At 59.9% G+C, this 26,493-nt stretch carries 30 protein-coding genes, 1 tRNA gene and 1 pseudogene; 19 read left to right on the forward strand and 13 right to left on the reverse strand.

The annotated features are described in order from the left end of the window. The first annotated feature begins 77 nt into the window (after window positions 1-77). The 4 genes from glyA to A3C3_RS0111470 are packed head-to-tail and all read left to right on the forward strand — an operon-like array spanning window position 78 to window position 3,742. Window positions 78-1,376 carry a serine hydroxymethyltransferase gene (gene glyA / locus A3C3_RS0111455; RefSeq protein WP_022714747.1) on the forward strand — a complete coding sequence of 433 codons (1,299 nt, stop codon included), beginning with the start codon at window positions 78-80 and terminating at the stop codon, window positions 1,374-1,376. 9 nt (window positions 1,377-1,385) lie between these two features. After that, entirely contained in the window at window positions 1,386-1,862 is a 477-nt protein-coding gene (gene nrdR, locus A3C3_RS0111460; RefSeq protein ID WP_022714748.1) for a transcriptional regulator NrdR, read from the forward strand. A 3-nt stretch (window positions 1,863-1,865) separates the two neighbouring features. Further along, window positions 1,866-3,122: a bifunctional diaminohydroxyphosphoribosylaminopyrimidine deaminase/5-amino-6-(5-phosphoribosylamino)uracil reductase RibD gene (gene ribD / locus A3C3_RS0111465; RefSeq protein ID WP_022714749.1), complete on the forward strand. Its 1,257-nt coding sequence runs from the start codon at window positions 1,866-1,868 to the stop codon at window positions 3,120-3,122. After that, entirely contained in the window at window positions 3,122-3,742 is a 621-nt protein-coding gene (locus A3C3_RS0111470) for a riboflavin synthase (RefSeq protein ID WP_022714750.1), read from the forward strand. Before ribD ends, A3C3_RS0111470 begins: the two co-directional genes overlap by 1 nt. On the opposite strand, the gene A3C3_RS0111475 is transcribed toward A3C3_RS0111470, so the two are convergent. The 3 genes from A3C3_RS0111475 to A3C3_RS0111485 all read right to left on the reverse strand — a co-directional run bounded on the left by A3C3_RS0111475 (window position 3,705) and on the right by A3C3_RS0111485 (window position 5,236). Next, window positions 3,705-4,238, reverse strand: a complete 534-nt coding sequence (locus A3C3_RS0111475) for a GNAT family N-acetyltransferase (protein ID WP_028739576.1) — start codon at window positions 4,236-4,238, stop codon at window positions 3,705-3,707. The two genes, A3C3_RS0111470 and A3C3_RS0111475, sit on opposite strands and share 38 nt — an antisense overlap. A gap of 29 nt (window positions 4,239-4,267) precedes the next feature. Then, the gene (locus A3C3_RS0111480; protein WP_022714752.1) at window positions 4,268-4,762 is read right to left on the reverse strand and encodes a cupin domain-containing protein; all 495 of its coding nucleotides are present in this window, start codon (window positions 4,760-4,762) and stop codon (window positions 4,268-4,270) included. A gap of 114 nt (window positions 4,763-4,876) precedes the next feature. Beyond that, window positions 4,877-5,236 (reverse strand): hypothetical protein, encoded by a 360-nt coding sequence (locus A3C3_RS0111485; protein WP_022714753.1) that lies wholly within the window; start codon window positions 5,234-5,236, stop codon window positions 4,877-4,879. A gap of 321 nt (window positions 5,237-5,557) precedes the next feature. On the opposite strand from A3C3_RS0111485, the gene A3C3_RS0111495 reads away from it, so the two are divergent. From A3C3_RS0111495 to A3C3_RS0111505, 3 genes are all read left to right on the forward strand, one after another. After that, a complete protein-coding gene (locus A3C3_RS0111495) occupies window positions 5,558-6,019 on the forward strand; it encodes a 6,7-dimethyl-8-ribityllumazine synthase (protein WP_022714755.1) in 462 nt (153 codons plus the stop codon). After that, a complete protein-coding gene (gene nusB / locus A3C3_RS0111500; RefSeq protein WP_022714756.1) occupies window positions 6,016-6,498 on the forward strand; it encodes a transcription antitermination factor NusB in 483 nt (160 codons plus the stop codon). The genes A3C3_RS0111495 and nusB overlap by 4 nt, the downstream gene beginning before the upstream one ends. A 197-nt stretch (window positions 6,499-6,695) precedes the next feature. Beyond that, a complete protein-coding gene (locus A3C3_RS0111505; protein WP_022714757.1) occupies window positions 6,696-8,831 on the forward strand; it encodes a sodium-translocating pyrophosphatase in 2,136 nt (711 codons plus the stop codon). A gap of 69 nt (window positions 8,832-8,900) precedes the next feature. Here the strand turns inward: A3C3_RS0111505 and A3C3_RS0111510 are convergent, their stop codons facing one another. After that, window positions 8,901-9,425 (reverse strand): outer membrane protein assembly factor BamE, encoded by a 525-nt coding sequence (locus tag A3C3_RS0111510; RefSeq protein WP_022714758.1) that lies wholly within the window; start codon window positions 9,423-9,425, stop codon window positions 8,901-8,903. 189 nt (window positions 9,426-9,614) lie between these two features. Here A3C3_RS0111510 and A3C3_RS0111520 point away from each other — a divergent pair. From A3C3_RS0111520 to A3C3_RS0111545, 6 genes and pseudogenes are all read left to right on the forward strand, one after another. Then, a pseudogene (locus A3C3_RS0111520) lies at window positions 9,615-10,204 on the forward strand (ubiquinol-cytochrome C chaperone family protein). A 10-nt stretch (window positions 10,205-10,214) separates the two neighbouring features. Next, the gene (locus tag A3C3_RS0111525; RefSeq protein WP_022714761.1) at window positions 10,215-10,769 is read left to right on the forward strand and encodes a YceD family protein; all 555 of its coding nucleotides are present in this window, start codon (window positions 10,215-10,217) and stop codon (window positions 10,767-10,769) included. A gap of 106 nt (window positions 10,770-10,875) precedes the next feature. Next, window positions 10,876-11,922 (forward strand): phosphate acyltransferase PlsX, encoded by a 1,047-nt coding sequence (plsX, locus tag A3C3_RS0111530; protein ID WP_022714762.1) that lies wholly within the window; start codon window positions 10,876-10,878, stop codon window positions 11,920-11,922. A 19-nt stretch (window positions 11,923-11,941) separates the two neighbouring features. Next, on the forward strand, window positions 11,942-12,913 hold the full coding sequence (locus A3C3_RS0111535) for a beta-ketoacyl-ACP synthase III (RefSeq protein ID WP_022714763.1): 972 nt from the start codon (window positions 11,942-11,944) through the stop codon (window positions 12,911-12,913). 111 nt (window positions 12,914-13,024) lie between these two features. Continuing rightward, on the forward strand, window positions 13,025-13,363 hold the full coding sequence (locus tag A3C3_RS0111540; RefSeq protein WP_022714764.1) for an integration host factor subunit alpha: 339 nt from the start codon (window positions 13,025-13,027) through the stop codon (window positions 13,361-13,363). 180 nt (window positions 13,364-13,543) lie between these two features. Further along, entirely contained in the window at window positions 13,544-14,080 is a 537-nt protein-coding gene (locus tag A3C3_RS0111545) for a MerR family transcriptional regulator (protein ID WP_022714765.1), read from the forward strand. Window positions 14,081-14,427: 347 nt separating this feature from the next. On the opposite strand, the gene A3C3_RS0111550 is transcribed toward A3C3_RS0111545, so the two are convergent. Beyond that, window positions 14,428-14,742 carry a DUF1236 domain-containing protein gene (locus tag A3C3_RS0111550; protein WP_022714766.1) on the reverse strand — a complete coding sequence of 105 codons (315 nt, stop codon included), beginning with the start codon at window positions 14,740-14,742 and terminating at the stop codon, window positions 14,428-14,430. Window positions 14,743-14,995: 253 nt separating this feature from the next. Here A3C3_RS0111550 and A3C3_RS38170 point away from each other — a divergent pair, with 253 nt between their 5' ends. The 3 genes from A3C3_RS38170 (at window position 14,996) to A3C3_RS38175 (ending at window position 16,881) form a co-directional block, all read left to right on the forward strand. After that, complete coding sequence (locus A3C3_RS38170) at window positions 14,996-15,661, forward strand: HAD family hydrolase (RefSeq protein ID WP_022714767.1); 666 nt, start codon at window positions 14,996-14,998, stop codon at window positions 15,659-15,661. A gap of 193 nt (window positions 15,662-15,854) precedes the next feature. Beyond that, window positions 15,855-15,928 (forward strand) — tRNA-Pro (locus A3C3_RS0111560). 644 nt (window positions 15,929-16,572) lie between these two features. Then, complete coding sequence (locus A3C3_RS38175) at window positions 16,573-16,881, forward strand: hypothetical protein (protein ID WP_022714768.1); 309 nt, start codon at window positions 16,573-16,575, stop codon at window positions 16,879-16,881. Window positions 16,882-16,941: 60 nt separating this feature from the next. Here A3C3_RS38175 and A3C3_RS46910 read toward each other — a convergent pair whose 3' ends face one another. Beyond that, on the reverse strand, window positions 16,942-17,205 hold the full coding sequence (locus A3C3_RS46910) for a hypothetical protein (RefSeq protein WP_084796939.1): 264 nt from the start codon (window positions 17,203-17,205) through the stop codon (window positions 16,942-16,944). Here A3C3_RS46910 and A3C3_RS45165 point away from each other — a divergent pair. After that, on the forward strand, window positions 17,114-17,485 hold the full coding sequence (locus A3C3_RS45165) for a hypothetical protein (protein WP_156890781.1): 372 nt from the start codon (window positions 17,114-17,116) through the stop codon (window positions 17,483-17,485). The genes A3C3_RS46910 and A3C3_RS45165 overlap by 92 nt on opposite strands. A 38-nt stretch (window positions 17,486-17,523) precedes the next feature. Further along, window positions 17,524-17,736: a hypothetical protein gene (locus A3C3_RS0111580; RefSeq protein ID WP_022714771.1), complete on the forward strand. Its 213-nt coding sequence runs from the start codon at window positions 17,524-17,526 to the stop codon at window positions 17,734-17,736. Window positions 17,737-17,739: 3 nt separating this feature from the next. Here the strand turns inward: A3C3_RS0111580 and A3C3_RS46030 are convergent, their stop codons facing one another. The 6 genes from A3C3_RS46030 to A3C3_RS0111610 form a co-directional block, all read right to left on the reverse strand. Then, a complete protein-coding gene (locus A3C3_RS46030; RefSeq protein WP_022714772.1) occupies window positions 17,740-17,889 on the reverse strand; it encodes a hypothetical protein in 150 nt (49 codons plus the stop codon). A gap of 74 nt (window positions 17,890-17,963) precedes the next feature. Then, on the reverse strand, window positions 17,964-18,257 hold the full coding sequence (locus A3C3_RS0111590; protein ID WP_022714773.1) for a helix-turn-helix domain-containing protein: 294 nt from the start codon (window positions 18,255-18,257) through the stop codon (window positions 17,964-17,966). A 39-nt stretch (window positions 18,258-18,296) separates the two neighbouring features. Next, window positions 18,297-19,541 carry an O-antigen ligase family protein gene (locus tag A3C3_RS0111595; protein ID WP_022714774.1) on the reverse strand — a complete coding sequence of 415 codons (1,245 nt, stop codon included), beginning with the start codon at window positions 19,539-19,541 and terminating at the stop codon, window positions 18,297-18,299. After that, a complete protein-coding gene (locus tag A3C3_RS0111600) occupies window positions 19,538-21,088 on the reverse strand; it encodes an undecaprenyl-phosphate glucose phosphotransferase (RefSeq protein WP_022714775.1) in 1,551 nt (516 codons plus the stop codon). The genes A3C3_RS0111595 and A3C3_RS0111600 overlap by 4 nt, the downstream gene beginning before the upstream one ends. Before the next feature lie 46 nt (window positions 21,089-21,134). After that, complete coding sequence (locus A3C3_RS0111605; RefSeq protein ID WP_022714776.1) at window positions 21,135-22,316, reverse strand: glycosyltransferase; 1,182 nt, start codon at window positions 22,314-22,316, stop codon at window positions 21,135-21,137. Between the two features lie 6 nt (window positions 22,317-22,322). Further along, window positions 22,323-22,898 (reverse strand): polysaccharide biosynthesis/export family protein, encoded by a 576-nt coding sequence (locus tag A3C3_RS0111610; protein ID WP_022714777.1) that lies wholly within the window; start codon window positions 22,896-22,898, stop codon window positions 22,323-22,325. A gap of 193 nt (window positions 22,899-23,091) precedes the next feature. On the opposite strand from A3C3_RS0111610, the gene A3C3_RS0111615 reads away from it, so the two are divergent. Continuing rightward, entirely contained in the window at window positions 23,092-25,230 is a 2,139-nt protein-coding gene (locus A3C3_RS0111615; protein ID WP_022714778.1) for a GumC family protein, read from the forward strand. On the opposite strand, the gene A3C3_RS0111620 is transcribed toward A3C3_RS0111615, so the two are convergent. Then, complete coding sequence (locus tag A3C3_RS0111620) at window positions 25,231-26,454, reverse strand: GNAT family N-acetyltransferase (RefSeq protein WP_022714779.1); 1,224 nt, start codon at window positions 26,452-26,454, stop codon at window positions 25,231-25,233. Window positions 26,455-26,493 lie beyond the last annotated feature (39 nt).

A 26,493-nucleotide genomic window follows, 5' to 3' on the forward strand; every position in this document is an offset into this window, starting at 1 on the left:
CAAATGTCGTTCTTCGTATTGCTCTCGGCAGGGCGGAACGCTAATACCTTCGCGCATTCCAGTTGAGGAGCCCGCCCATGACAAATGCTTCCACGCAGACCTTCTTCAATCGCTCGCTTGCCGACACCGATCCGGATATCTTCGGCGCGATTGAAAAGGAACTCGGCCGCCAGCGGCATGAGATCGAATTGATCGCCTCGGAGAACATCGTTTCCCGCGCGGTGCTGGAAGCCCAGGGCTCCATCATGACGAACAAATATGCGGAAGGTTATCCGGGCAAGCGCTACTACGGCGGCTGCCAGTTTGTCGATATTGCTGAGGAACTGGCGATCGAACGCGCCAAGAAGCTCTTCGGCGTCAACTTCGCTAACGTCCAGCCGAATTCCGGCTCGCAGATGAACCAGGCGGTCTTCCTGGCGCTGCTGCAGCCAGGCGACACCTTTATGGGCCTTGACCTCAACTCGGGCGGTCACCTGACGCACGGTTCGCCAGTCAATATGTCCGGCAAGTGGTTCAACGTCGTATCCTATGGCGTTCGCGAAGGCGATAACCTGCTCGACATGGACGACGTCGCCCGCAAGGCCGAAGAGCACAAGCCGAAGCTGATCATCGCCGGCGGCACCGCTTACTCCCGCGTCTGGGACTGGAAGCGTTTCCGCGAGATTGCCGACTCCGTCGGCGCCTATCTCATGGTTGACATGGCTCATATCGCCGGCCTCGTTGCCGGCGGCCAGCATCCGTCGCCGTTCCCGCACTGCCACGTCGCAACGACCACGACTCACAAGTCGCTTCGCGGCCCGCGCGGCGGCGTCATCTTGACGAACGACGAGGATCTGGCGAAGAAGTTCAACTCGGCTGTCTTCCCAGGCCTCCAGGGTGGTCCGCTGATGCACATCATCGCCGCCAAGGCCGTTGCCTTCGGCGAAGCGCTGCAGCCGGAATTCAAGGACTACGCCGCGCAGATCGTCAAGAACGCTAAGGCGCTTGCCGAGACGCTGATGGCAGGCGGACTCGATGTCGTCTCCGGCGGTACCGACAACCACCTGATGCTCGTCGATCTTCGCAAGAAGAACGCGACCGGAAAGCGCGCCGAAGCAGCGCTCGGGCGCGCCTACATCACCTGCAACAAGAACGGCATTCCCTTCGATCCGGAAAAGCCCTTCGTCACCTCCGGCGTCCGTCTCGGCGCTCCGGCGGGCACGACGCGCGGCTTCAAGGAAGCGGAATTCAAGGAAATCGGCAACCTCATCGTTGAGGTTCTCGACGGCCTGAAGGTCGCCAATTCCGATGAAGGCAACGCTGCAGTCGAAGCAGCCGTTCGTGGCAAGGTGGTCGACCTTACCGACCGCTTCCCAATGTACGACTACATCGGCTAAGGATAGCGCATGCGCTGCCCATTCTGCGGATCGGAAGACACCCAGGTCAAGGATTCACGTCCGGCGGAGGACAATACGTCCATCCGCCGCAGACGGATCTGTCCCGATTGCGGCGGCCGCTTCACGACCTTCGAGCGCGTGCAACTGCGCGAGCTGATGGTCGTCAAGAAGACCGGCCGCAAGGTGCCTTTCGACCGTGACAAGCTGGTGCGGTCCTTCGAAATCGCGCTGCGCAAGCGTCCGGTCGACCGTGACCGCATCGAAAGGGCTGTTTCCGGCATTGTGCGCCGCCTCGAAAGCTCCGGGGAAGTCGAAATCAGCTCAGAGGCCATCGGCCTTCAGGTGCTGGAAGCTCTCAAGAGTCTCGATGACGTTGGCTTTGTTCGGTATGCGTCGGTCTATCGGGATTTCTCGCATGCCGAGGATTTCGAAAAGGTCATCTCCGAAATCAACGCCAAGATCAGCCGCGACACTTTGGAGACCTGAGCCTTGAGCGCCGGGCTGCATGACAAGCGTTTCATGGCCGAGGCAATCCGTCTTGGCCTTCTGCATCTCGGTCAGACCTCCACAAATCCTTCCGTCGGCTGCGTCATCGTCAAGGACAGCGAAATCGTCGGCCGCGGCACGACGGCGATCGGAGGGCGCCCGCATGCCGAGCCGCAGGCGCTCACCGAGGCAGGCGAACTGGCTCGCGGCGCCACCGCCTATGTGACGCTCGAACCCTGCTCTCATCACGGCAAGACGCCGCCCTGCGCCGAAGCTCTGATTGCCGCTGGTGTCGCGCGCGTGGTCATCAGTGTGACCGATCCCGATCCGCGCGTCTCTGGCCGCGGCATTGCGCTTCTGCGCGAAGCCGGCATCGAGGTTGATACCGGCGTGCTGGAACAGGAGGGCAGGCGCTCGCTCGCCGGCTATCTCACCCGGCAGACGAAGAACCGGCCCTATGTGACTCTGAAGCTTGCCGTTTCCGCCGACGGCATGATCGGCCGCAAAGGCGAGGGACAGATCGCCATCACCAGTCCTCTCGCCCGCGCACAGGTCCAGGCGCTCCGCGCCGAAACCGACGCCATCCTTGTCGGCATCGGCACGGCGATCGCCGACGACCCGGAACTGACGGTGCGCGTGCCGGGCCTGCAATCGCTGTCGCCGGTGCGTGTCGTGCTTGATCCGCGGCTTGATTTGCCGCTCGGCAGTAAACTTGTACGTTCAGCACGAGAGGTGCCGACCATTGCCGTTGCAGGCGAGGCACCCCCCTTTATCCAGCCGGACATCTCTCCTACAAGGGGCGAGATAGATGGGGTGAGCGATCGCCAGCATTCTTCCGCTGCGACCGACGCCACCACTGACAAGGTGCCAGCAGAGGCGAGCTGCGGCAACCTGCCGATCCCTCCCCTAGCGGGGGAGATGCCCGGCAGGGCAGAGGGGGATGAGGCCCGCGCCGAAGCCCTGCGGGCTGCAGGCGTCGAAATCCTCTACTGCCATCCTTACCATCCCGAAGTGCTGCTTCCGGCGCTCGCCTCGCGCGGCATTTCCTCGCTGCTTGTCGAAGGCGGTGCGAAGACGGCGCGGCTTTTTCTCGACGCCGGTCTCGTCGATCGAATCCAGCTTTACCAGGGCCGACTCATCATCGGCGAGGGCGGTATTGAATCGCCTTTGACGAAGACCGATATGCCATCCGGTTTTGCCCATAGAGGCACGTTCATGTTCGGCGACGACCGGCTGGACGAATACGAAAGAGAATTTTGATGTTCACCGGAATTGTCACCGATATCGGCACGATCGAATCCATTTCTCCCATGAACGAGGGTGTGAAGCTCCGCGTCGCGAGCAATTACGACCCCAAGTCCATCGATATGGGCGCGTCGATTTCCCATTCGGGCATCTGCCTGACGGTGACCGGCCTGCCGGACGAAGGCAGCAACGGGCGTTGGTTCGAGGTGGAGGCCTGGGAAGAGGCACTAAGGCTCACGACGCTTGCAAGCTGGAAGGAAGGCACCCGCGTCAATCTCGAGCGTTCTCTGAAGATCGGTGACGAACTCGGCGGCCACATCGTCTCAGGGCATGTCGACGGCAAGGCAGAAATCCTGTCGGTGACTACGGAAGGGGATGCGACCCGCTTCCGTCTGCGCGCCCCGGAGCATCTCGCGAAGTTCGTGGCGCCCAAAGGCTCGATAGCGCTCGATGGTACGTCGCTGACGGTCAACGCCGTCGAAGGCACGGATTTCGACGTGCTTCTCATTCGCCATACTTTGGAAGTCACGACATGGGGCGAGCGAGAGGCCGGCGATTTCGTCAATTTCGAGGTCGATACGATGGCGCGCTATGCAGCTAGGCTGGCTGAATTCCCTGCCGCGAGAGCAGAATGATTTCGCCGTGATAATCGGTACGTGCCACCTCGCGGAAGCCGAGCTTTTCCGCGACGCGTAGCGACGCTGCGTTTTCCGGGCTGACGATGCAGGTCATCTCCTTGCCGGGGAAATGACAGTCAGCCCATGCGATCAGCGCCGTGAGCGCTTCTGTCGCATAGCCCCGTCCGTGTACGGAAGGCAGCAACACCCATCCGGTTTCCAGTGTTTCCTCGATGGATGGAGACATCTCACGTCGGGCTTCGTGGAACCCTGCCTCGCCGATCAGCCGCCCGCTTTGCTTTTCCTCGATGATCAGAAAGCCGAAACCCATATGATGCCACATGCCGCTCGCCCTTATGAGGCGGGACCATGTCTGCTCGCGTGTCGATGGCACGCCGCTGATATAGCGAACGACGTCCTCATCGGCCCATAAGTCTATGTAGGCATCGAAATCGTCGAGCCGGTGCGGCCGCAGAACCAACCGCTCAGTTTCGATGGTCGGAACATTGATCATCATGGATATCGTTTCTCTGAACACCTGTCTCACGCGCCTGCTTCGCCGTCCCAGTAGTCGAGATCGTTCTCGGCGCGCCCGATGAAGCGGAAGCGCCCGACGTCGTGATTTGTCTTGACGAGGAATTTTTGGGAATCCGGGTATTCGACGATCTCCGTCTTCGCCATCGTGGAGATGCCGAGATAGATCAGCGTCGTCTTGCCGGTATTGAGGATCTGATGTGCTGTTTCCTTCCCGCCGGCAGGCGCGCCGAGCGTATCGCCTTTCCTGATCGGGTAACGTTCGCTTCCAAAACGGTATTCGCCTGTCCCTTCGATCACGAAGAACAGCTCATCCTCGACATGGTGATTGTGGAACGGACAGCTCGATTTGCCGGGCGGCACCTCGTTGTAGCTGATCCCGAGATTGGAAAGGCCAAGCAGGCGGCCGAAGGATGCGTCGGCGCCCTCGTAGAGCGCGCCCTGTTGCCACCGATCCAGCGTCAGGTCGGCAATATTGAGAACCGGTTTAATCTCCCGTGGCATGTCTTGTCCCCTTTTTGCAGGTACGAACAGACCATCAATCCGGGATGGTTTTCAATAGGTGTCAGTGGAATTGTCGGGGAGGGCGGCGCAGCGATCTGCGCCGCCCTGCGCCGATCAGTCGGTATAGAAGGTAATGCTGCCATCGGCCGCCTGTTCGGCATTGATGACGTTGCGGACATTGACGCCGTCATTGCCGAGCTTGCGCGTCAGCATCCTGTTGGCGTCGATCGATGCCTGAATCTGGCGCACATCCTGTGCCGAGCGTGGCGGAGCGGAGCGTGGACCATTTGCTTCGGGGCTTACGTCGTGCCAGTTGTAGAAATGCTTTACGGTGAAGTCGTTACCCCGGAAATTGCGGAGCGTCTGTTCGATGCCCGATGGGCTGTTCATGCCGAAGCTTTCCGCACGGCTGACGCCGGCAAGCGCGAGGGAGGAGAAGGCGGAAACGATGGCGATTGTGGCAACGCGGTTCATGATGGTATCCTTTCATCTGCTATGACGGTCGGCTGTCGTGCAGGGGATCGTCGGCGTTACGCTTGTTGAGTTGGGTCGACCGCAGCGTGGATTCAATAGCTAAACGCCTGAAATAACATTACAAATTGTTCATAACGATTGCCTTCGATTTGCCGTTTTCAAGGTGCTCGCGAGCATGCACGGCAAATGGGGGGCGTATATTTCTGCTATCCTGTTGCAGAGATTTCCGGCCATGATCCGAATTTGCTTGCCATTCATCGAAAGGCATGTTTTGACCGCGGCCTGCCAAATGGCAAAGTCCTCAGAAACCGAAGGTGATGCATGGCGCGAGATAACGCTCCCCATATTTTGATCGTCGAAGCCCGCTTCTACGACGACATGGCCGACGCTCTTCTGGAAGGGGCAACCTTCGCGCTCAAGGAAGCCGACGCGAGCTACGATGTCATCACCGTTCCAGGAGCCCTGGAGATCCCGCCGGCGATTGCCATGGCGCTTGACGGCGCTGACAATGGCGGCACGCGATATGACGGCTATGTCGCTCTCGGCATGGTCATCCGCGGCGAGACCTACCACTTCGACATCGTGTCGAACGAATCCTCCCGCGCATTGATGGATCTCGCCGTCAGCGAATCCCTTGCCATCGGCAACGGCATCCTGACGGTCGAAAACGATGAGCAGGCTTGGGCACGCGCCCGCCGCTCGGACAAGGACAAGGGCGGCTTTGCCGCTCGCGCAGCTCTCACGATGATCGAGCTGAAGAAGAAACTGGGTGCATACGAATGACTAGTGAAAATCCGGAGCGTCAGGTAAAGACGGCAAACCAGCGCGGCGCTGCGCGTCTGGCTGCTGTTCAGGCGCTCTACCAGATGGATATTGGCGGCACCGGTGTTCTGGAAATCGTCGCCGAATATGAGGCTCACCGCCTCGGTCAAGAAATCGACGGCGAGACCTATCTCAAGGCCGATGCCGCGTGGTTCCGTTCCATCGTTTCCGGCGTGGTGCGCGAGCAGCTTCGTCTGGATCCTTTGATCGCCTCTGCCCTGCAGGACGACTGGGCGTTGTCGCGCCTCGACAGCACCGTGCGCGCGATCCTGCGCGCCGGCGTTTTCGAACTTCTCGACCGCAAAGACGTGCCGGTGGCCGTGATCGTTACGGAATATGTCGAGATCGCCCGGGCCTTCTTCGAGGATGACGAGCCGAAGCTCGTCAATGCCGTGCTCGACCGCATCGCCAAACAGGTGCGCGGCGAAATGAAGAAGTAAGCCTTTCGTCCGCCATCCGACCATTTCGCGCTTTACGCTGCACTGCAAGGGTTTTCGTCCCTTGCGGTCTTGACGTCGTGTTTCCCACCCCGCAATCTCCGCACGCAAAGCTAGAGCGTTCTGTGGAGAGAAGACGATTCGGCTGCGTTCGTGGCCGGAGGGAGGAGTGCTCCGGCACTTTTGGAGGAAAGAGCGAAATGATAATTCTTTTATGCGTAATTGCATGCGGTCTGCTCTCGGTGGTTTATGCCATCTGGGCAACCCGCTCGGTGCTGGCGGCCGATCAGGGAAACAGCCGCATGCAGGAAATCGCGGGTTATATCCGTGAAGGCGCGCAGGCCTATCTCATGCGCCAGTACAAGACGATTGCGATCGTCGGCATCGTTGTTTTCATTGCAGCCTGGCTGCTTCTCTCCGGCATGGCCGCCATCGGCTTTCTGATCGGCGCCGTGCTTTCCGGTGCCGCCGGCTTTATCGGCATGCACGTCTCCGTCCGCGCCAACGTCCGCACGGCGCAGGCCGCATCGCACAGCCTCTCGGCCGGCCTCGATATCGCCTTCAAATCCGGTGCCATCACCGGCATGCTCGTCGCCGGTTTGGCGCTGCTCGGCGTATCCATCTATTATTTCATCCTGACCGGCGTGCTCGGCCATGAAAGCGGTTCGCGCGAAGTCATCGATGCGCTTGTCGCGCTCGGCTTCGGTGCCTCGCTGATCTCGATCTTCGCTCGTCTGGGCGGCGGCATCTTCACCAAGGGTGCCGATGTCGGCGGGGATCTCGTCGGCAAGGTCGAGGCAGGCATTCCGGAAGATGATCCGCGCAACCCGGCGACGATCGCGGATAATGTCGGCGACAATGTCGGCGACTGCGCCGGCATGGCCGCAGACCTTTTCGAGACCTATGCCGTTTCCGTCGTCGCAACCATGGTTCTCGCCTCAATCTTCTTTGCCGGGGCACCGATCCTGCAGTCGGCGATGGTCTATCCGCTGGCAATCTGCGGCGCCTGCATCCTCACCTCGATCGTCGGTACCTTTTTCGTCAAGCTTGGAACCAACGGCTCGATCATGGGCGCACTCTATAAGGGCCTTATCGTCACCGGCCTCCTGTCGATCGTCGGTCTAGGCGCTGCAACATCGTTGACGGTGGGCTGGGGGTCGCTCGGACAGGCCGGCGGTGTGGACGTTACCGGTACCAATCTCTTCTTCTGCGGCCTCGTCGGCCTCTTGGTAACGGCGCTCATTGTCGTCATCACCGAATATTATACCGGCACCAACAAACGCCCGGTCAACTCGATCGCCCAGGCATCCGTGACCGGCCACGGCACTAACGTCATCCAGGGCCTTGCGGTCTCGCTGGAATCGACGGCGCTGCCTGCGATCGTCATCGTCGCCGGCATTATCGGCACCTACCAGCTCGCCGGCCTCTTCGGCACCGGCATCGCCGTCACCGCCATGCTCGGCCTTGCCGGTATGATCGTTGCGCTCGATGCCTTCGGTCCCGTGACCGACAACGCCGGCGGCATTGCCGAAATGTCCCATCTGCCGCCGGAAGTCCGCAAGTCGACGGACGCGCTCGACGCCGTCGGCAATACGACGAAAGCCGTGACCAAAGGCTACGCGATCGGCTCTGCCGGTCTCGGCGCGCTGGTGCTTTTTGCGGCCTATTCCTATGACCTCAAATATTTTGCGGCAAATGGCGACAAGTTTCCCTACTTCGCAGGCATAGGGGAGATTTCATTCGATCTCTCCAACCCCTATGTGGTGGCCGGATTGATCTTCGGTGGGCTCATTCCCTACCTCTTCGGGGGTATCGCCATGACGGCCGTCGGCCGCGCCGCCGGCGCAATCGTCGAGGAAGTGCGCCGTCAGTTCAAGGAAAAGCCGGGCATCATGCAGGGAACGGAAAAGCCGGACTACGGCAAGGCCGTAGACCTTCTGACCAAGGCCGCAATCCGCGAGATGATCATCCCCTCGCTATTGCCGGTCCTTGCTCCGATCGTCGTTTATTTCGGTGTTCTGCTGGTCTCCGGCTCCAAGGCCTCGGCCTTCGCCGCACTCGGCGCATCGCTCCTCGGTGTCATTATCAACGGCCTGTTCGTCGCCATCTCGATGACGTCCGGCGGCGGTGCATGGGACAACGCGAAGAAGTCCTTCGAGGACGGCTTCGTCGACAAGGACGGCGTCCGCCACATGAAGGGCTCGGACGCACACAAGGCCTCCGTCACCGGCGACACGGTCGGCGATCCTTACAAGGACACCGCAGGTCCGGCCGTCAATCCGGCGATCAAGATCACCAATATCGTCGCCTTGCTGCTCTTGGCGGTCTTGGCCTGATCGAACGCATTGAGACAAAGAAGAAACCCGCCGGAGCGATCCGGCGGGTTTCTTTGTTGGGTCGGATATTCATCGGATACTTGCAGGATTCTGCGGATTGCCTGAAGGCGTTCCGAACAGGCTCTTTGCTGCACCGCCCGCGCCGCCTGCCAGAATCTGCTGCAGGAAGGTCAGTTCGCGGCCGCCGGTCGGCGTCACGCGCGAAATCGTGTCGAAGACCTTGCCGTCCTGGAGCGCGTAATTCGCGCGGCGCGTGACGACGCCGTCCTTGTCGAAGTAGATCGCAAGCACGCTCTGGTCGACGACCTTCAGTTTCTGGAAGGCGACGGAGCGCGTGCGCTTCTGCGATATGTAATAGAAGACCTCGGTGTCGAACGTTGCCGTCGTCGAAGGCGTGCCGAGCGACAGAAGCACCTGTTCGCGGCTAGAGCCTTCCGGAACGAGATTGAGGGATTGCTCGTCGACAATATAACCGCCGTTAAGCACTGTTCCCGTTTGGCAACCTGTGAGGCCTGCTGAGGCAATCATGATGGCGATGGCTGCGCTGCTGAAGAATTTTATGTCAGACTTGAAATACCGTTTCTTCAACGACATCTACTCCCTTGAGGTATCGATAGGCAGCTTTCCGGCCCTGCAATCACCGCTGATGCAAAACCTTTGTGGCCTTTCCGGGGTCGAATACTCCCAATTCGCCGAGATCGAGCCGACAAGGGAACTGTCCCGAAAGTGGCCACCTTCGGCATTGCAATTCGCGCCTGCTTCGGTAAACCAGCTTTCGAAATCATGCAACACAGGCCACGCAACTCCGCGTGAAGAACGAGGCTTTTCCGGAAGAAACAATGATCTTCGGGCTCTTTCGCAAGAAAAACAACAATCAGGCGATCGTCGAACGGCAGTACTCGGTACTGACTGCCGCAGCCCGTATGCCGGAATTCTACGAGACCATGCATGTTCCAGACACCGTGATGGGCCGTTTCGAGATGCTGTCGCTGGTGATGATCCTCTTCTTCCGCCGCACACGCTCATCCGGATCCAGCGGACAGGAGATTGCCCAGGAGATCGTCGATGCCTTCTTTGAGGATATCGACCATTCGATCCGCGAACTCGGCATCAGCGACAACGGAGTGCCGAAACGCATGAAGAAGCTTGCCGGCATGTTCTACGGACGTCTCGAATCCTATTCGGCGTCAATGGACACCGGCGACCGCGCGGCCCTTGCCGCAGCCCTTAACCGCAACATCCATCCGCAAGCCTCCGACGCTTACGACATGACGGCGCTTGCCAACTGGATGTTTGACGCCGAAGCCGATCTGTCGGCCCAGTCCGAAGACCGGATCGCCACCGGCTCGGCGACGCTGCCACAGGCAGCGTAAGGAGGACGCCATGAAGCATCGCAACGACGACATTCCATTTTCTTACCTCGTCAAGGTCGGCCATATCTCCGCAAACCCTGTCGAAGTGCACCTCAAAGCAGACGAGAAGGAGCGGAAGGCGCTTGCCGAACGCTGGGATGTACTGTCCGTCGACGATCTGCGTGCGGACCTGCAGATCAATCGCTGGAAGAAGGATGGCATCCGCGTGAAGGGCAGGGTGCAGGCAAAGATCGTTCAGGCCTGCGTGGTGACACTCGACCCGGTACCTGCCGATATCGACGAGCAGTTCGAGCAGATCTACGTGCCCGAGAATTCGAAGCTCGCCAGGCACCCGGCCAATGATGCTGGCGAAATGGTTCTCGATCCTGACGGGCCGGACCTGCCTGAAACCTTCTCCGGCGACACGATCGACGCGGGAGAAGTGGTGATGGAATTCGCCGCGCTGGCGATCGATCCCTATCCCCGCAAGAAGGGTGTCGAGTTCTCCGGCCATATCGAGGATACGGGGGAAAACGATAAGAAGCCTTCTGCCTTTGCGGTGCTCAAGGATTGGCAGAAGGACTGAAAAACCCGTGGGGTATTTGACACAATTCAGTTGTAAGCGATAGGAAAACCGGTATTTTGGCCGAAATTTTCGCTCCCCTCAGGCGAAAGAAAAGGATCAGGGACGCGTGATCAGAATATCTCTCGACCTCATGGGTGGCGACTTTGGTCCCCAGGTTGTCATCCCCGGTGCCGCGAAAGCATTGGAAAGGCATCCGGATATCTCCTTCGTCTTTTTTGGACTGAAAGAGCAGTGCGATCCGGTTCTCGCCAAGTTTCCGAAGGTGAGGGAAAAGTCCGTCTTCCACGATTGCGAACTTGCCGTTCGCATGGACGAGAAGCCCAGCCAGGCGCTGCGCCGCGGCCGTTATATTTCCACCATGTGGCGCTCGATTGAGGCTGTGAAGACGGGCGACGCTGATGTCGCCGTTTCCGCGGGAAACACCGGCGCGCTAATGGCCATGGCAAAGTTCTGTCTGCGTACGATGGCCAATATCGAGCGCCCGGCGATTGCGGCCATTTGGCCGACGCTGCGGGGCGAGAGCATCGTTCTCGATGTCGGCGCGACGATCGGCGCTGATTCTCAGCAACTGATGGACTTCGCCCTGATGGGCGGCGCTATGGCGCGCGCGCTCTTCGAACTCGAACGGCCGACGATCGGACTGCTGAACGTCGGCGTCGAAGAGGTGAAGGGCCAGGAAGAAGTCAAGGAGGCAGGCCGGCTGCTTCGCGAGGCCAATATCGATTCGCTCGAATATTCCGGTTTCGTCGAAGGCGACGACATCGGGAAAGGCACCGTCGATGTCGTCGTGACCGAAGGCTTTTCGGGCAATATCGCCTTGAAAGCGGCTGAAGGTACAGCAAAACAGATCGCCGCATATCTGCGTGCCGCAATGTCCCGCACGCTGCTTGCCAGGATCGGCTATCTGTTTGCCAAGAGCGCCTTCGACATGCTTCGCGAAAAGATGGACCCGAGCAAGGTTAATGGCGGCGTATTCCTTGGTCTCAACGGCATCGTCATCAAGAGCCATGGCGGCGCCAATGCAGACGGCATCGCTGCTGCCATCGAGGTCGGCTATGATATGGCCAAGAATGGCCTCAATCAGAAAATAGAAAACGATCTCAAGAAATATCATGCCAAGCGGTTACCCCCGATGGGGCCGGAAGCCGCATGAGCAACGAGGTTTAACCAGAATGATCCGTTCAGTGGTTCGCGGGTTCGGAGCCGCACTTCCGAAACGCGTAATGACCAATCGCGAGATGGAGGATGTCGTCGATACGTCTGACGAGTGGATCGTCCAGCGCACCGGTATCCGCCAGCGACATATCGCAAGCGACGACGAGACCACGTCTTCGCTCGGCGAGCGGGCTGCGCGTGCGGCGCTCGACAAGGCAGGGCTGACGCCTGCCGATATCGATCTCATCATCTGTGCCACCTCGACGCCGGACAACACTTTCCCGGCGACGGCGGTCAATATCCAGAACCGTCTCGGCATGCACCACGGCTTCGCCTTCGACGTTCAGGCGGTCTGCACCGGCTTCGTCTATGCCGTGACGACGGCCGACGCCTATATCCGTGGCGGCCTCGCCAGGCGTGCCCTCGTGATCGGTGCGGAAACCTTCTCGCGCATCCTCGACTGGAACGACCGCACCACCTGCGTGCTCTTCGGCGACGGCGCCGGCGCGATCGTGATCGAGGCTGCCGAAGGCGAGGGTACGACAGCCGATCGCGGTATCCTGACGGCGCATCTTCGCTCCGACGGCTCGCACAAGGAGAAACTCTTCGTCGATGGCGGCCCGTCCACCACCGGCACCGTCGGCAAGCTGCGCATGGAGGGCCGCGAGGTCTTCAAATATGCCGTCGGCATGATCACCGACGTGATTCAGGCCGCCTTCGATTCGACGGGTACGACCGCCGGAGATCTCGACTGGCTTGTGCCGCACCAGGCGAACCGCCGCATCATCGACGGCTCCGCCAAGAAGCTGCATATCGCTCCCGAGAAGGTCGTCATCACTGTCGACCTGCACGGCAACACCTCAGCCGCCTCGATCCCGCTCGCACTTGCCACTGCAGCAGGCGATGGACGCATTAAGAAAGGCGATCTGGTGATGCTGGAGGCGATGGGCGGCGGCTTCACCTGGGGTGCTTTGCTGCTGCGCTGGTGACGGCGAAGAATCGCAAAAAACTGGCGACGAACAAGAGCTTGACCGTAAGGCGCAAGACAAATAGTCTTTGCTCGCTTTTAAAAAATATTTTGTAGAATTGGCGGGGAGACCATGACCGGAAAGACAGTGACGCGAGCAGACCTGGCGGAATCGGTTTTCCGGAAGGTCGGTCTCTCCAGGACCGAATCCGCCGAACTCGTCGAGACCGTGCTCGACGAAATCTGCAACGCCATCGTCCGTGGCGAAACCGTCAAACTTTCCTCCTTCGCCACCTTCCAGGTCCGCGATAAGAACGAGCGCATCGGCCGCAATCCCAAGACGGGCGAAGAAGTGCCGATCTCGCCCCGCCGGGTGATGACTTTCAAGGCTTCGAACGTCCTGAAGACCCGTATTCTCAAGGCGCACACCCTGCGCAAGGTCAAGCAGAAGCCGGCAAATCCGGCGATGTAAGGGTCAAAGGATAAGTTGAATACCTGTCCCCGATTGCTGCCTCCTGATCATTTTCCTCCAATCGCGCTTTCCGGCTTGTGGGCTATGCGAAGACATGACTTGAATTCAACGCCGCAAACCGTTGAAATATGATGAGTCGCGGTTTGGACCGCCACCGGTGATCGCGTAGGGAGTACGACCTTGGACAAGAGCCCCGATGCCTTCCGAACAATCAGCGAAGTCGCTGACGACCTTGATCTGCCGCAACACGTTCTGCGTTTTTGGGAAACGCGCTTTCCGCAGATAAAGCCGATGAAGAGGGGCGGTGGGCGCCGCTATTACCGGCCGGAAGACGTGGATCTGCTGAAGGGTATTCGGCATCTCCTTTACGACCACGGCTACACGATCAAGGGCGTTCAGAAGCTCCTGAAGACCAACGGCAACAAATTCGTCGTCGCTGTCGCGCAAGGCGATCTCGCCAGCGTCGAGGCGCTTGCCGCGGGTGGCAGGGACAGCGCCCCGGGTGAGCCGCGCGTCGGCATTTCGGAGGAGGATCAGCTGGTCGGCCGCGCAAAGCCGCCGATTACCCGCCGCTTCTTCAATTTCGTCGCCGGCGACGACGATCAGTCTGAAGTCTCAATTGGCAAGTCGAGCGTCAGCAAGGAGGACAGGGCGCTTCTGCAGGAGGCGCTCTACGATCTTCTGGAATGCAAGCGCCTTCTCGATCAGGTGCGCTAAAAATCTATGCGCCCGAGGAATGCGGTCCGTGGCCAGTCACTGGACGGTTATCACCAGATCGGCCTACGGGCAGCTCACCAGGCGGTATCGACACCCGATTGCCGCGTCCGATGGAATGTCCCGGAAGCAGCGTCTTTCCGATGGGAGGGCAGGCGAATCCAACACTACCAGCGGTAGCGCTCGCCTTGCGGCTGGCGGAACAGCACGCGTCATGCGCCGGGAATGGCTATTCATCGCCGGATGCGGACAGAGCATTGAGAAGGCTCCCTGAGGATGGAAAGCCTGTGCCGTCTGCTGGCCTGGGGAGGAACATGGGCGCGAAGCTCTGAGCTTCGCGCCTGATCGGATCACTCGAGGATTTGAATGACGCGGTGCGTCTGAGGTTCGACGATCACTCTACGATTGTTAACAACGGTATAAGCATAACCGTCCATATCCGGGACCTCGTGGATTCCGACGGTCTCCGGAAGCGTCGTTCCGACGACGACGTCGCCCTCATAGACGACAGAAGGTACCTGCTGCTCCATCACATAGGTGCGAACTTCGCCCGGCAACACGATGGAGCCGGTGGGTGCAGGGTCGACGATTACCGTACTCTGCGCGAAGGCGGCAGAGCAGACCGTCAGCGTTACGGCGGCCGTAGCCAGCATGGTCTTGCGCATAGGACAAATCTCCTTTTCCTACCCAGCCTTGATGAAAAAACGTCCCGCGGAACCGTTGTTCCGGAAACGTCACAGCCGCCTGCTGCTTCTGCGCTGCCGTGGCACTGACCTTGGCAAAGCCGCCGGCATCTGTTTAGAGAGGATCGCACGAAAGGACTCGTGCGTTGAGAACCGCCAGGAGAAACAGGGAGAGCGATCCTGATCTCCGTCCGCCTTTCCGCTTACGAAGCCCCATTTCACAAGGAATTCCCCTGTGTCCTCTCCCAATGTACCCGGCAAAGCCTATGATGCATTCCTCTTCGACATGGACGGCACGCTGCTTAACTCCATAGCGGTCGTCGAGCGCATCTGGGGCGATTGGGCAAAGGATCACGGCCTCGAGCCGGAAGTGTTCCTGAAGACGATACACGGCGTCCGTGCCAGCGACACCATCCGTCAACTGGCACTTCCCGGTGTGGATCCGGTGCTTGAAGCGAAAAAACTTCTGATCGAGGAAATGGAAGACGTCGACGGTATCGTGCAGATCCCCGGCGCAATCCGCTTTCTGAACGGCATTCCCGCCGACAGATGGGCGATCGTCACCTCCGCCCCATTTGAACTCGCCAAGCGACGCATGACCGCCGCCGGCATCCCGATGCCGAAGGTCATCGTCACCGGCGAGGAAGTCCAGGCAGGCAAGCCCAGCCCGGAATGCTACCTGCTCGGCGCCAGCCGCCTGGGCGTCGATCCGAAACGCTGCTTGGTCTTCGAAGACGCGGTTGCGGGCATACTTGCGGGAGAAGGTGCAGGAGCCGATGTCACCGTCATTACCACGACACATGCCACGCCCTTCGAAACACCGCATTTCTCGATTGCGGACTACGAGGCATGGACCGTGACGACAATCGGCGGCATCGGAATCGGAATTGTCGGAGCCTAAGTGGCACATCGCCTTTTTGCGCGGAGTACGGCTTTTTCCGCTTGCATTGGGCGACACGAAAAACTAAACGAAACAAGCTGTTTCGGCAGGTCGAGGCGTAGCGCAACCAGGTAGCGCACTTGACTGGATCAAGGGGCGCTGGTTCGATATGAGACCAGCGAAGTTGTTGAGGCCTACCGAATGAGGCATGTGACGGAATGTAGCGCAGTCTGGTAGCGCACTTGACTGGGGGTCAAGGGGTCGTCGGTTCAAATCCGGCCATTCCGAGATTTTTACTCGTTAATCCAACGAGTTATTATTGGGCATCCGAAAAGGCGGCTGGTGGGGCAAGGTCCCGACTGGCCGCTATTTCTGTCTGGAACAGTGACTTTGGGCTCTAAACAAAGTTAAAAGGCATTAGATTCAACAATTTACGGATGTTCATCATCAAGGCTGTTCTGGTGTCGGTGCACGCGCAGAAGGATCTGGCTGCCTTGCGAAATCGATGACGGTGGCGTCACCTGGCTCGGAACGCCGCAGTCGACCCCAGGTGCAAATCCAGCGCTTGTGGAAGAACTCGTCCGAGTCCGCTTCGAAAACGTCTCGCTCGCGTAAGGGCCAGCTGGCAGCGAATGCCCATCGTCGCGGGCGTTGCACGGTTGAAAGGACGCAGATATCTGGTCACGCTTCAGTCGTCGCGATTGCGAAATCCCCCTTCCCGGAGCCTCCATCAAGTCCAGTCGCCCCCACCATTTATCACATTGAAATTTCAGGAAAAACCTGAGCGAGAGCTCCTCATGAAGCGAAGCCGGAAGAAACCGGCCGCTCGCGAAAGTGTGATGAGTTGTTATCATGCAGTGCCGGTTTTTCCCGGAACAAGCCCCGTCCCCCCAGGTTAGCCTGCCGTCACCCACGCAACACTGGAGGACATTATGCGTATTAAACTTTTAGCAGCATCCATTCTGGCCCTCGGCATGGCAACATCGGCTTCCTATGCCCAGAGCCAAGGCGCTCCGGCCGGCTCAACGAATTCGCCGCCATCGGTGCAGGAAGGGGAAGACTATCCTTTCGGCGACAATGGCAATGCGCCTACTGCGGTTGATCCCAATGTAACTGGCAGCACGACCATGACACGGGGAGGTTCCATGGAAAGCAATTGCTCTGCGTACGATAAGGCGCGGACCTCTCCTGGCCGCGGCGACGACCAGACCGACATGGCAGAACTATGTGGTAACAAGTAGCCGATGTGCTTCCAAGGAAAGGCCGGTATCGCACCGGCCTTTCCTTTTGCTGGTGTCTACTCAATCGGCGCTGTCGACCACATCACGCCGTCTTACGAGCTTGAGGCTTCTGTCCGGTTGAATGATGTAGGTTTCTTCCACCCATCGGCCGGTCGGGTCGATAAACTGATGGGGCAGAACAGAGCCGGGCGGCGATTTGCTAAGCCGCGCCGGTGGCTGGCCTCCATATGTGATGCTTCCGCGTATCGGCTCGATTCCTTCGGAGCCGCTGGTGCAGCCGGATAATGCCAGTGAAGCTATCAAAATCGTCCGTCGAATTCCCATTCCTGTTAGCCTTCAAATGTTTTGTCGCGTAACGGCGCAACGTTTCCGTGTCGCGCGCCTCTGGTGCAAGAAGAAAATGGTGCTCTGTTTTATGCGGGAAAGCATAAGCTCGACTGGCATGCAAAAAAGGCAGGCAGAACCGCCAGTCAGGGGGCCGGCACAGGCGCAGGCGCGCCGGAAACCAGCCTGCGACCCCGAGACATTTGTTCCAGTTGCCAAGCCGGAAATCGGCGCGCATATTATCTATATCGTCGGCCATGGATGGGCGGCTGGCGAATGATGCGGTTGTGCTTTCGCCCTCATGGGAAGTGCCGCTCGATGCTCGATACACCTTTTCATCCCCGTGATCTGCCGCTCTTTTCGGAGGACCTGGATGTGATTTCCGGAGTGTTGGATGTCGTCTGCAAGGCGAGGGGACTAAGTCGCAACACGCCCGAAGCCTTGCACCTCGGCGCGCTGATCATCCAGCTCTATCGCCAGGGCGCCAAGGACAGCACGAAACTCGCCGCCCTCGCGAAAGCCTATTTCTAGCACTCACTTCTCCTCGACGGAAATGCCGTTCTGGCCGATGCGGAGTTCGATGCCATCGGGCTTCCGTTCCTCATTGAAAATATAGGCGCCAAGGCCGATGATGACGACGACCAAGGCGCCGATGACGAAATAGAGACCATTGCTGCGGTTCAAGATGTTTTCCCCAACATTTTGATATCGAAGGAAAAACGCGTGAAGATCCCTTTGGTTCCGTGTGCGGGCCACCGTCAGTCGTCGTTGGCGGCGTTGAGGTTTTCGGGGCGAATGCCGTCGTCGCTTGACGTGCGCGCCCGCAGACGCACGCCGGGGCCGCCTTCGTCCTGATTGCCGCTTGCGATAAAGATCACGCCGGCTGCTTCCAGCGCGTGCTTGGCGGCAAGGAATGCGCCGGGCTCGCCCATTCCGTCGCCGTCTTCGAGTGCCTCTATAGCTTCCGGCGTCAGGCCCGCCGCAGAGGCAAGCTCATCGATGCTCATCCCGGTCATGGCGCGCGCGCCGCGTATCTGCATACCTGTGATCATGCTTGGAAGTTTAGCGCGAATGCCGCCGTTCTCAAGTACTTAAGCCGCACTTTGGCCGGGGAAATTCTGCCGGCAGCGATGTTCGAGCGCAGCGCACCCCCAGACGATGCCGAAGAGAAGATAGACATGCCGCCAATGGTCGATGTCGATCACGTTGCCGATCACCGCGTGGCCGATGATGCAGATCCATGCGATCATCAGATAAGGTTGCCAGGGCCGATCCCTGAGAAGGTTCTTGAGGCCGAGGTAAAGCGTCCACACGAGTAGCGACACGTAGGAGACGAAGCCGAGCCAGCCATAGGTCGTCAGCGTCTTCAACCAGATATTGTGCTCGTCTTCCGGAAAGATAGTGCCGAACACCATCGGTCCGAGTCCGAGCGGCCTTTCCATCATCATCTGAAAGCCGATGCGGTGGCGGTCGAAACGGCCGAGATATTCGCCGTCATATTCCTGGACGAGTTGTGCGCGGGCGCTGAACAAATCGCTGACTTGCGGGAATTGAAGCGCGATCAGAAGGGCTGCGACCATCAAAACGATCGCCAGAAGCGAGAGGATGAGGATGCGCAGCCGGAAAACGCCGCTTCGCTCCTTCAGCAGCATCAGGAAGATGAGCAGCACCACACCGAGCAGGAAGAGGCCCCAGGCGGCGCGCGAAAAGGACAGGAATACGCCGAGCGCAACGATCAGTAACGCGGCGGCGCGCAACGGCGAGGTCTTCAGGTCGCGCGTCAAAATGCCGTGGATGAGATAGAGGGACGGTACGACGAGGAACGGTCCGAAGACGTTCGGATCCTGGAATGCGCCCTTTGCGCGGTCGTAGAGCGTGAAGACCTCGGCGCCGGGAAAGGCATGGAAATATCCAAGTATACCGAGCAACGAGGTGATGACGGCTGCAAAGACCCAGGCATTGAAGATCAGCGGCAGCCGCTTGGCGCTGTCTTCGATGATGGCCGCATAGAAGACCGAGGTCAGGGCAAGGAAGGTCGAGACCGCGACATACATCGGTCCGCCGGTCATGTCCTTCATTTGCGTCAGTGAAAGCATGCCGCCGACATTGAAAGTCAGGAGCAGGGTCAGAAGCATCGCTGTGAAGCGCGAGATTCGGAGGCCGAGGATGAACCAGATGCCGACGAGCCCCGCCATCCACAGTTCGTAAGGCGCAGGCTCATTGATGACGAAGCCAGCGAGGAAGACGCCGAAGGCAACCATCGCCGAGCCGATGAAGCGCAGTGCTGCACGCTGCGGTTGGGCGACGCGCGAATATGCCGCCTCGATCGCGCTCAATAGGCGTTTTCCGTGTTGAGCAGCCGCACCGGCGTCAGGAACAATATCTTGAGATCGAACCAGAGCGACCAGTTCTCGATATAGTAGAGGTCGTAGGCAGTGCGGAACTTGATCTTGTCGTCATTGTCGATCTCGCCGCGCCAGCCGTTGATCTGCGCCCAGCCAGTCACGCCGGGCTTCACACGGTGACGCGCGAAATAGCCTTCCACGATGTCGCCCCAGGCGCGATCTTTGGTCTGCGCCAGGACTGCGTGCGGCCGGGGGCCGACGAGCGAGAGATTGCCTTTCAGCACATTGAACAGTTGCGGCAATTCATCGATCGAGGATTTGCGGATGAAGCGGCCGACCGGCGTCACGCGCGGATCGCCCTTGGTCACTACGATCTTGGCGTTGTGATCGCTCATGTTGGTATACATCGAGCGGAACTTGAAGACGTTGATGACCTCATTGTTGAAGCCGTGCCGCTTCTGCATGAAGAAGACTGGACCCTTGGACGTCAGCTTGATTGCAATGGCCGTCAGGATCATCACCGGCCAGAGCAAGGCAAGCGCAAGCGATGCGAAGAAGATGTCGAAGCCGCGTTTGGCGACCGAGTCCCAATCGCGGATCGGCTTCTTGAAAATGTCGAGCATCGGCACGGAGCCGATATGCGAATAGGCACGCGGCCGGAACCGCAGGCGGTTGGCATGTGCCGCAAGGCGGATATCGACCGGCAGGATCCAAAGTTTTTTGAGAAGCTGCAGGATGCGGGCCTCGGCGCTGAGAGGCAGCGCGATAATCAGCATGTCGATCCGGGTCAGCCGTACGAATTCGACCAGTTCGGCAACGGTGCCGAGCTTCGGATAGCCGGCGACCATGACCGGCGAGCGCTTCTCGCCCCGGTCGTCGAAGATGCCGCATATGCGGATGTCGTTGTCCGCCTGCTGCTCGAGAACGCGGATCAGATCCTTGGCGGGTTCGCCGCCGCCGACGATCACGGCGCGGCGCTCCATGACGCCGTTGCGCGCCCAGTTGCGGATGCCGTAGGCGACCAGGAAGCGTGAGCCGAGCAGGAAGAGCGAGGCAAGCGAGAACCAGGCGACATGCAGGTCTATCTGGGCCCATGCGAGGTCGCGGAAGAGCGAAAAGATCACTTCCGTTATGGCAAAGGCAGCCGTCCAGGCGCCGAAGATGCGCGGTAAAAGGCGAATGCGGGCCCGCAGCGCCGGAATGGAATAGGTATCCGCAAGCTGCAGCGCCATGACGCCCAACGCCGCCGCGGCGGCCGCTATGCCCGCCCGCGCGCCAAGGCTTTCACTGCCGTCTCCGGGCCAGATCAGGAAGGCGAGCAGCCCGATTGCAAATTGCGAGACGAATTCGAAGAGGCGCAGCTGGCCGATGACCATCGACGGCGAACGCGTTCCCTCGCGGAACTGTTCGGCGATCTGCCGGGCATAGGCGTTGATCTCTCCCGGCGTTTCCTTCCCGCCGCCGTCTGCATTGGCAGCGGAAACCCGCTTGCGCAGGGCTTCGACGTCGAACTGATCGCTCTTTTCTGCTTTGTTCATGGGGCTTCAGCCGCTCGTTGTTTCAAACGGCATTAGCAGAAAGGCCCTAAGAAAGATTTACGGATGCTTCATAGGTTTCGGAGGCTGAAGACCCATCCGCGAGCGCGTGGTACAGTTTCAGGACATCTCTTGCCATCACGGAAGAGGAAAAAACGGACTTCACCGAGTCGACCGAAGGCATCACGGCATTATGCCAGCCGGGTGTCGTCAGCGCGTCGGCCATGACGCGGGCAAGGTCATCCGCGTTGTCGGGCGCGACGAGGGCGGGGCTGCTCCTGCCAAGCACTTCCGGAATGCCGCCGACGCGGCTGGCGATGACTGTCTTTCCCGCGCCGAGCCCTTCAAGGATGATGTAGGGCATGGCTTCGGCGCGGGATGGCACCACCAGGTTCTGCGCCATCGCGAAGGCTTCCTGCACACGCATCGGCGGCAGCATGCCGATGCGCTTGCCGAGGCCGCGCTCGACCATCATGTCGCGGTATTTCTCCCGGTCCGGGCCGTCGCCGATCATCAGCGCGGAAAGAGGGCGACCAATCAGCCGCTCGGTCTTGGCAAATGCATCCACAAACAGATCGGGACCCTTAAGGTCCCGGAGCATGCCGACATAGATGAAATGTACGGCATCGGATCGTGTGGGAATGATCTGGAAATCCCGCTCCCCGATCCCGTTGTAGATCAGCCGCGTCATGGGTCTCGGCCGGCCCACTTTCTTCGCATAGGTGTCGCGCTCGTATTCGCAGATGAAGACGAGGGCATCAGTGAAATATTCCTGCAACCGCTCCATCCGCAGAACGAATTGTCCGGTGAGCGACGAGCGGGAATAGTGCAGGCTTCCGCCGTGGGCGGTATAGAGGCGGGCTACGCGATACCTGTTCACCCGCAAGGCTGAGCCGACAAGGCGCGCGAGCACGCCGCCCTTGGCGCCGTGTCCGTGCAGCACGTCCGGCCGCAAACTTTTGATCTTCTTGTATGTCTCCCATATCACGCCGATATCGGAAAGCGCTACGGAACGCCGGATCGGTATGCGCGTCAGCCCGAGCGAGAGAAAGGGACGGATATCGTCGAATAGCCGGTCCTCGTGCTCGCCGCCAGTGGAGCTGTCGCAGAGGATGCCGATCTCATGCCCGGCCGTGCTGTGTTCTTCCACCAGATCGCGGACATGGCGAAATATCCCGCCGACGGGCGATCTGAAACAATGGAGTATGCGGAGGGGGCGCTGTTCTGCCATCAGCGATCAGAACAGCCGTTCGCGGACATAGATCGTGTCGCCGGCGATGATTGAGGACGAAATGTTAACGCGCCCGGTCAGCACCTGGCCGTTGATCTTGCGGGTGACGTCGACCGTGCCCTGATTGGCGCGGGAGGTGAAGCCGCCGGCAACGGCGATCGCGTTCTGCACCGTCATGCCCGGCACATAGGAATACTGGCCCGGCTGGCCGACTTCACCCATGATGAAGATGGAACGGTAGCGGTCGACATCGATCGTCACATCGGGATCGCGCAGATAGCCCTGCTGCAACTTCTGGGCGATCTGGCCGGAAAGCTGCTGCAGCGTGCGTCCGCGCGCCGGCACCTGTCCGACGAGCGGGAAGGCGATGTAGCCTGCCTGATCGACCATATAGGTGTTGGTCATGCTCGGCTGATCGAAAACGGTGATGCGCAGGCGGTCGCCGCTGTCGAGCGTATAGGGCTGGATCGTTGCCTGATTGAAAGCTCTCGGCGCGGGCTTATAGGTGTTGCAACCGCTCAATGCCGCCGTCATGGCGACAAGGCTCAGAGCCAGAAGCGTCTTGGGCTGGACGAAAAGCATCCGCGTTATGCTCACAGGAAACGAACTCGGTGCTGCCGTTATCGATCCGTTAGGGTTAATGGCTGGTAAAAACTGCGCCGCATTTTTTGCTTTTTGCCCGGTCACGCTTCGCTTTGCTTATGGCGGCGACATTAACCGTCAGGTTACTATAGTCGTTTACACTTCGGGCCATGTTTGTTCTCGGAGTGAGAGTATGTCCGGCGTAACGGGTAATCAGGATGTGGACATCGACCTTGGCCAGCTCGTTCGAGCCGTCTGGGCCCGCCGGCTGAAGGTTCTCGCCGTCACGCTGATCGGGGCAGGGGTCGCCTTTGCCGGCGCCAAGATGATCTCGCCGAAATACAGTGCCGAAACGCGTCTGCTGATCGAGCAGCGTGCACCGGCTTTCGCCAACACCCAATCGAACGACGGCAATGCCGGACCGCTGCTCGACGAGTTGAACATTGCGAGCCAGGTTCAGCTTCTGCAGTCCGCCGATATCATCAAGCAGGTCATCAACAGCGAGAAGCTCTATGAGCTGCCCGAATTCGACGATGCCGTCAAAGGCTCTGCGCTGAGCGACATCCTTGTGGCACTGCATATCAAGAAGAACCCGCTTGAAAATCCGCCCGAAGAGCGCGTGATCGATGCGTTCATCAAGCGCCTTCAGGTCTACCAGGTTCCCGGTTCGCGCGTCATCGGCATCACCTTCACGTCGAAGGATCCGAAGATTGCTGCGCGCATTCCGAATGCCATGGCGAATGTCTATCTCGCGACGCAAAGCGGCGCCAAACTCGATACGAACTCGGAGGCCACCCGTTGGCTCGAGCCGGAAATCGAGAACCTTCGCCAGAAGGTAAACGATGCCGAGCAGAAGGTTGCCGAATACCGCGCCAAGCACGGCCTCCTGCCGACGAACGGTGGCAGCAACTTTCCGCAGCAGCAGCTGAACGATATCTCCGTTGAGCTGACCCGCGTACGCGGCGAAAAGGCGAATGCCGAGGCGCGCGCCCAGTCCGTCCGCAACGCGCTCGCCTCCGGTGAGGCGTCGGATACGTTGCCGGACATCATGTCCTCGCAGTCCATGCAGCGGCTAAAAGCCACTGAGTCTGGCCTCCAGTCGCAGATTTCCGATCTCAGCACGTCGCTGCTCAACAACCATCCGAAGTTGAAGAGCCTGCGGGCGCAGCTTGCCGACATCAAGACGCAGATCCGCCAGGAAACGCAAAAGATCCTGGCCAGCGTAGAGAGCGAGGCGAAGGTCGCCGGCCTTCGTGCTGCCGAACTCGAGCGCCAGTCCGGCACGTTGCGGGCAAACAGCGCCCAGGCGGGCGAAGACGAGGTCGGCCTCAATGCCCTGCAGCGCGAGGCGAACGCCCAGCGCCAGCTGCTCGAAACCTACCTCGCCCGCTACCGGGAAGCTGCTTCCCGCGCCGACAGCAATTCGAGTCCGGCGGATGCGCGCATCGTCTCGCGCGCCATCGAGCCTGTCGATCCGTACTTCCCGAAGGTCGTGCCGATCGTTGCCGTCGCTGCCGTCGCGACGTTGATCATGAGCGCGATCGTCATCATGCTCGCCGAACTTTTCAGCGGCCGGGCACTGCGTCCGGTCGACGGCAGTGTCGAGCCTGCTGCGCCGATCGAAGAAAAAACGCAGGCCGCCGCCGCGCCGAAAGCCAAGCGTGACGTCAAGCCCAGCATGCTTTCAGCACCGGTGGAAGAGGAGCCTGCGCAGCAGGCGCCTGCACCTCTGGAAGAAGAAAACGAATTCTCGATCAGCTCTGTCGCCGATTATCTCACGAGCAGCCGGGCAACGCTCGCTGTCGCGATATCGCCGACTGGCGACGATGGTTCCGCGGCGACCGTTTCGCTGGCCCGCGCACTTGCCGACGTCGGTCAGCGCGTGGTTCTGGTCGACATGACCGGCTCCGGCTACCCGACCGAGTTGATGGGCGACGACCCGAACGCACCGGGCGTCACCGATCTGCTCTGCGGTGCTGCCGCTTTCGGCGAAACGATCCATGGCGACCGCGATTCAGACGCTCACCTGATCCCGCAGGGCATCAGCGACATCCGCCAGGCGATGCGCGGCGCAGACCGGCTTTCGCTACTGCTGGACGCATTATCCTCAGCCTATGATCTCGTGATTGTCGAGTGCGGCGCAGCCGATGTTGCCGGGGTCTCCCGCCTGACGCACAGCAAGGATGTCGAGATCATCCTTTCGATGCCGGACGTGATCGAAGAGGAATTCGTCTTCGCGATGACGGAATTCGAAAAGGCGGGCTATCAGCGCGTCGTGCTGATGTCCGGCGACGAGACAATCGCGGAGGACCTCCCGCGCCGCGCGGCCTGATCAGACGCCAATCTTTGAACGAGCGCGCTGCGCGAATTTATAGAGGCCGGGCCGTGCCTTGATGTGGGCCTTGCTCCGCGTGATGGCCCGGTGCGCAAGCCCGGCGATACGTCCCACGAAGGACAGCGGCAGCACCACATCGTGATGATCCGTTTCGATCGGTGCCCAAGAACGTTTGTAGACCTGATCGCCGAGACCGAAATCGAAGAGGGCGGCGCGCGTCCCGTGCAATCGGGAAATCATCTGCCAAAAGAGGAATTCGCCCGGGCTTGCATCTGCGGCAATGCTTTCGTTGATCGAACTGAACTGGCAGATCACGTGATCGCCCTTGCGCGAGATGCCGGATAGCGCAGCGATATGCCCTTCGTTTTCGCCCTTGAGGCGGATCGCATGCATCTCAAGCCCGAAATCGTCCCCGCCGCGGATATCGATCAGGCCATGGAGAAAAGTCCGCGTTTCGGCATCGGCAAACACGTCGGGCAGCCCGAGTGCCTTGAAGCGCTCGGCCTTCTGAGCGAAGAACTGGTCAAGCAGGGCGTGCTGCTCGACGGCCGTCCCGCCAGCGACATAGTCGAAGCCGCCGATGGCTTCGAGCCGCTTCGACTGCACCCGGTACTTCTTCCGGCGGCTCTTGGAGTTCAACTGCTTGAGCGTCACCTCGAAATTTTCAAGCAGCGGCAGCTGATAGGCGTGGTTCTGGTTCTGCACCAACGGCAACAGACCGAGCGGGCTCTTCCGGCCGCGCCATTCCAGCGGGATGTTCTGCAAGAGCAGCAGATCGGCCTTGTCGCGAAGGGCGTGACGAAGGCTCTCGGCGAAGCAATGCGCATCGAGGTCAACGGCGCAGTGGAGAAATCGCTCCGTGAAAAGTCCGGTATTGATATTGCTGTGACTGGCGCCGATGAATTTCGCGATCCGCACGCCATGGGAGCGCTCGATTTCGACCGGCAGGATAAAGGCCGTTTCTGGCCCGCAGACGCCCCGCAAAATGGCGAGCGGCCGCCGATAGGCGCCGACCCAGCTATGGCACCAGTCATAGCCCTGATGGAGAGACGTCAGATTGTCCCGCTCCAAGGCGCGCCAATCCTTTTCGAGCGGCGCCATCGTGTCGAAGACCGTGACATCGAGTTCCGCGCTCAACGAGCGAAGGCTCGCAATGCCTGCCTCGGCTTTCGCCGCTTTGTCGAGCGGTTGTTGATGGGCATCGAGCTTTTGCGTCTGCACGGGTCTTCTCCGGTCAAGATGGCTTGGCCTGAAGCATAA

The sequence above is a fragment of the Rhizobium mongolense USDA 1844 genome, from assembly GCF_000419765.1.
GTDB lineage: Bacteria > Pseudomonadota > Alphaproteobacteria > Rhizobiales > Rhizobiaceae > Rhizobium > Rhizobium mongolense.

Excerpts from the sequence above, each read along its gene's own strand:
- nusB (WP_022714756.1), top strand. The coding sequence starts at position 6,016 with ATGACTAGTGAAAATCCGGAGCGTCAGGTAAAGACGGCAAACCAGCGC.
- nrdR (WP_022714748.1), top strand. The coding sequence starts at position 1,386 with ATGCGCTGCCCATTCTGCGGATCGGAAGACACCCAGGTCAAGGATTCA.
- A3C3_RS0111475 (WP_028739576.1), bottom strand. The coding sequence starts at position 4,238 with ATGATCAATGTTCCGACCATCGAAACTGAGCGGTTGGTTCTGCGGCCG.
- A3C3_RS46910 (WP_084796939.1), bottom strand. The coding sequence starts at position 17,205 with ATGGGAATTCGACGGACGATTTTGATAGCTTCACTGGCATTATCCGGC.
- A3C3_RS0111550 (WP_022714766.1), bottom strand. The coding sequence starts at position 14,742 with ATGCGCAAGACCATGCTGGCTACGGCCGCCGTAACGCTGACGGTCTGC.
- A3C3_RS0111540 (WP_022714764.1), top strand. The coding sequence starts at position 13,025 with ATGACCGGAAAGACAGTGACGCGAGCAGACCTGGCGGAATCGGTTTTC.
- A3C3_RS0111510 (WP_022714758.1), bottom strand. The coding sequence starts at position 9,425 with ATGTCGTTGAAGAAACGGTATTTCAAGTCTGACATAAAATTCTTCAGC.
- A3C3_RS0111495 (WP_022714755.1), top strand. The coding sequence starts at position 5,558 with ATGGCGCGAGATAACGCTCCCCATATTTTGATCGTCGAAGCCCGCTTC.
- A3C3_RS38175 (WP_022714768.1), top strand. The coding sequence starts at position 16,573 with ATGCGTATTAAACTTTTAGCAGCATCCATTCTGGCCCTCGGCATGGCA.
- A3C3_RS0111610 (WP_022714777.1), bottom strand. The coding sequence starts at position 22,898 with ATGCTTTTCGTCCAGCCCAAGACGCTTCTGGCTCTGAGCCTTGTCGCC.
- A3C3_RS0111525 (WP_022714761.1), top strand. The coding sequence starts at position 10,215 with ATGAAGCATCGCAACGACGACATTCCATTTTCTTACCTCGTCAAGGTC.
- A3C3_RS0111485 (WP_022714753.1), bottom strand. The coding sequence starts at position 5,236 with ATGAACCGCGTTGCCACAATCGCCATCGTTTCCGCCTTCTCCTCCCTC.
- A3C3_RS0111535 (WP_022714763.1), top strand. The coding sequence starts at position 11,942 with ATGATCCGTTCAGTGGTTCGCGGGTTCGGAGCCGCACTTCCGAAACGC.
- glyA (WP_022714747.1), top strand. The coding sequence starts at position 78 with ATGACAAATGCTTCCACGCAGACCTTCTTCAATCGCTCGCTTGCCGAC.
- A3C3_RS0111480 (WP_022714752.1), bottom strand. The coding sequence starts at position 4,762 with ATGCCACGGGAGATTAAACCGGTTCTCAATATTGCCGACCTGACGCTG.
- A3C3_RS0111600 (WP_022714775.1), bottom strand. The coding sequence starts at position 21,088 with ATGAACAAAGCAGAAAAGAGCGATCAGTTCGACGTCGAAGCCCTGCGC.
- A3C3_RS0111470 (WP_022714750.1), top strand. The coding sequence starts at position 3,122 with ATGTTCACCGGAATTGTCACCGATATCGGCACGATCGAATCCATTTCT.
- A3C3_RS0111505 (WP_022714757.1), top strand. The coding sequence starts at position 6,696 with ATGATAATTCTTTTATGCGTAATTGCATGCGGTCTGCTCTCGGTGGTT.
- A3C3_RS0111615 (WP_022714778.1), top strand. The coding sequence starts at position 23,092 with ATGTCCGGCGTAACGGGTAATCAGGATGTGGACATCGACCTTGGCCAG.
- A3C3_RS0111605 (WP_022714776.1), bottom strand. The coding sequence starts at position 22,316 with ATGGCAGAACAGCGCCCCCTCCGCATACTCCATTGTTTCAGATCGCCC.
- A3C3_RS45165 (WP_156890781.1), top strand. The coding sequence starts at position 17,114 with ATGCTTCCGCGTATCGGCTCGATTCCTTCGGAGCCGCTGGTGCAGCCG.
- A3C3_RS0111590 (WP_022714773.1), bottom strand. The coding sequence starts at position 18,257 with ATGATCACAGGTATGCAGATACGCGGCGCGCGCGCCATGACCGGGATG.
- A3C3_RS0111580 (WP_022714771.1), top strand. The coding sequence starts at position 17,524 with ATGCTCGATACACCTTTTCATCCCCGTGATCTGCCGCTCTTTTCGGAG.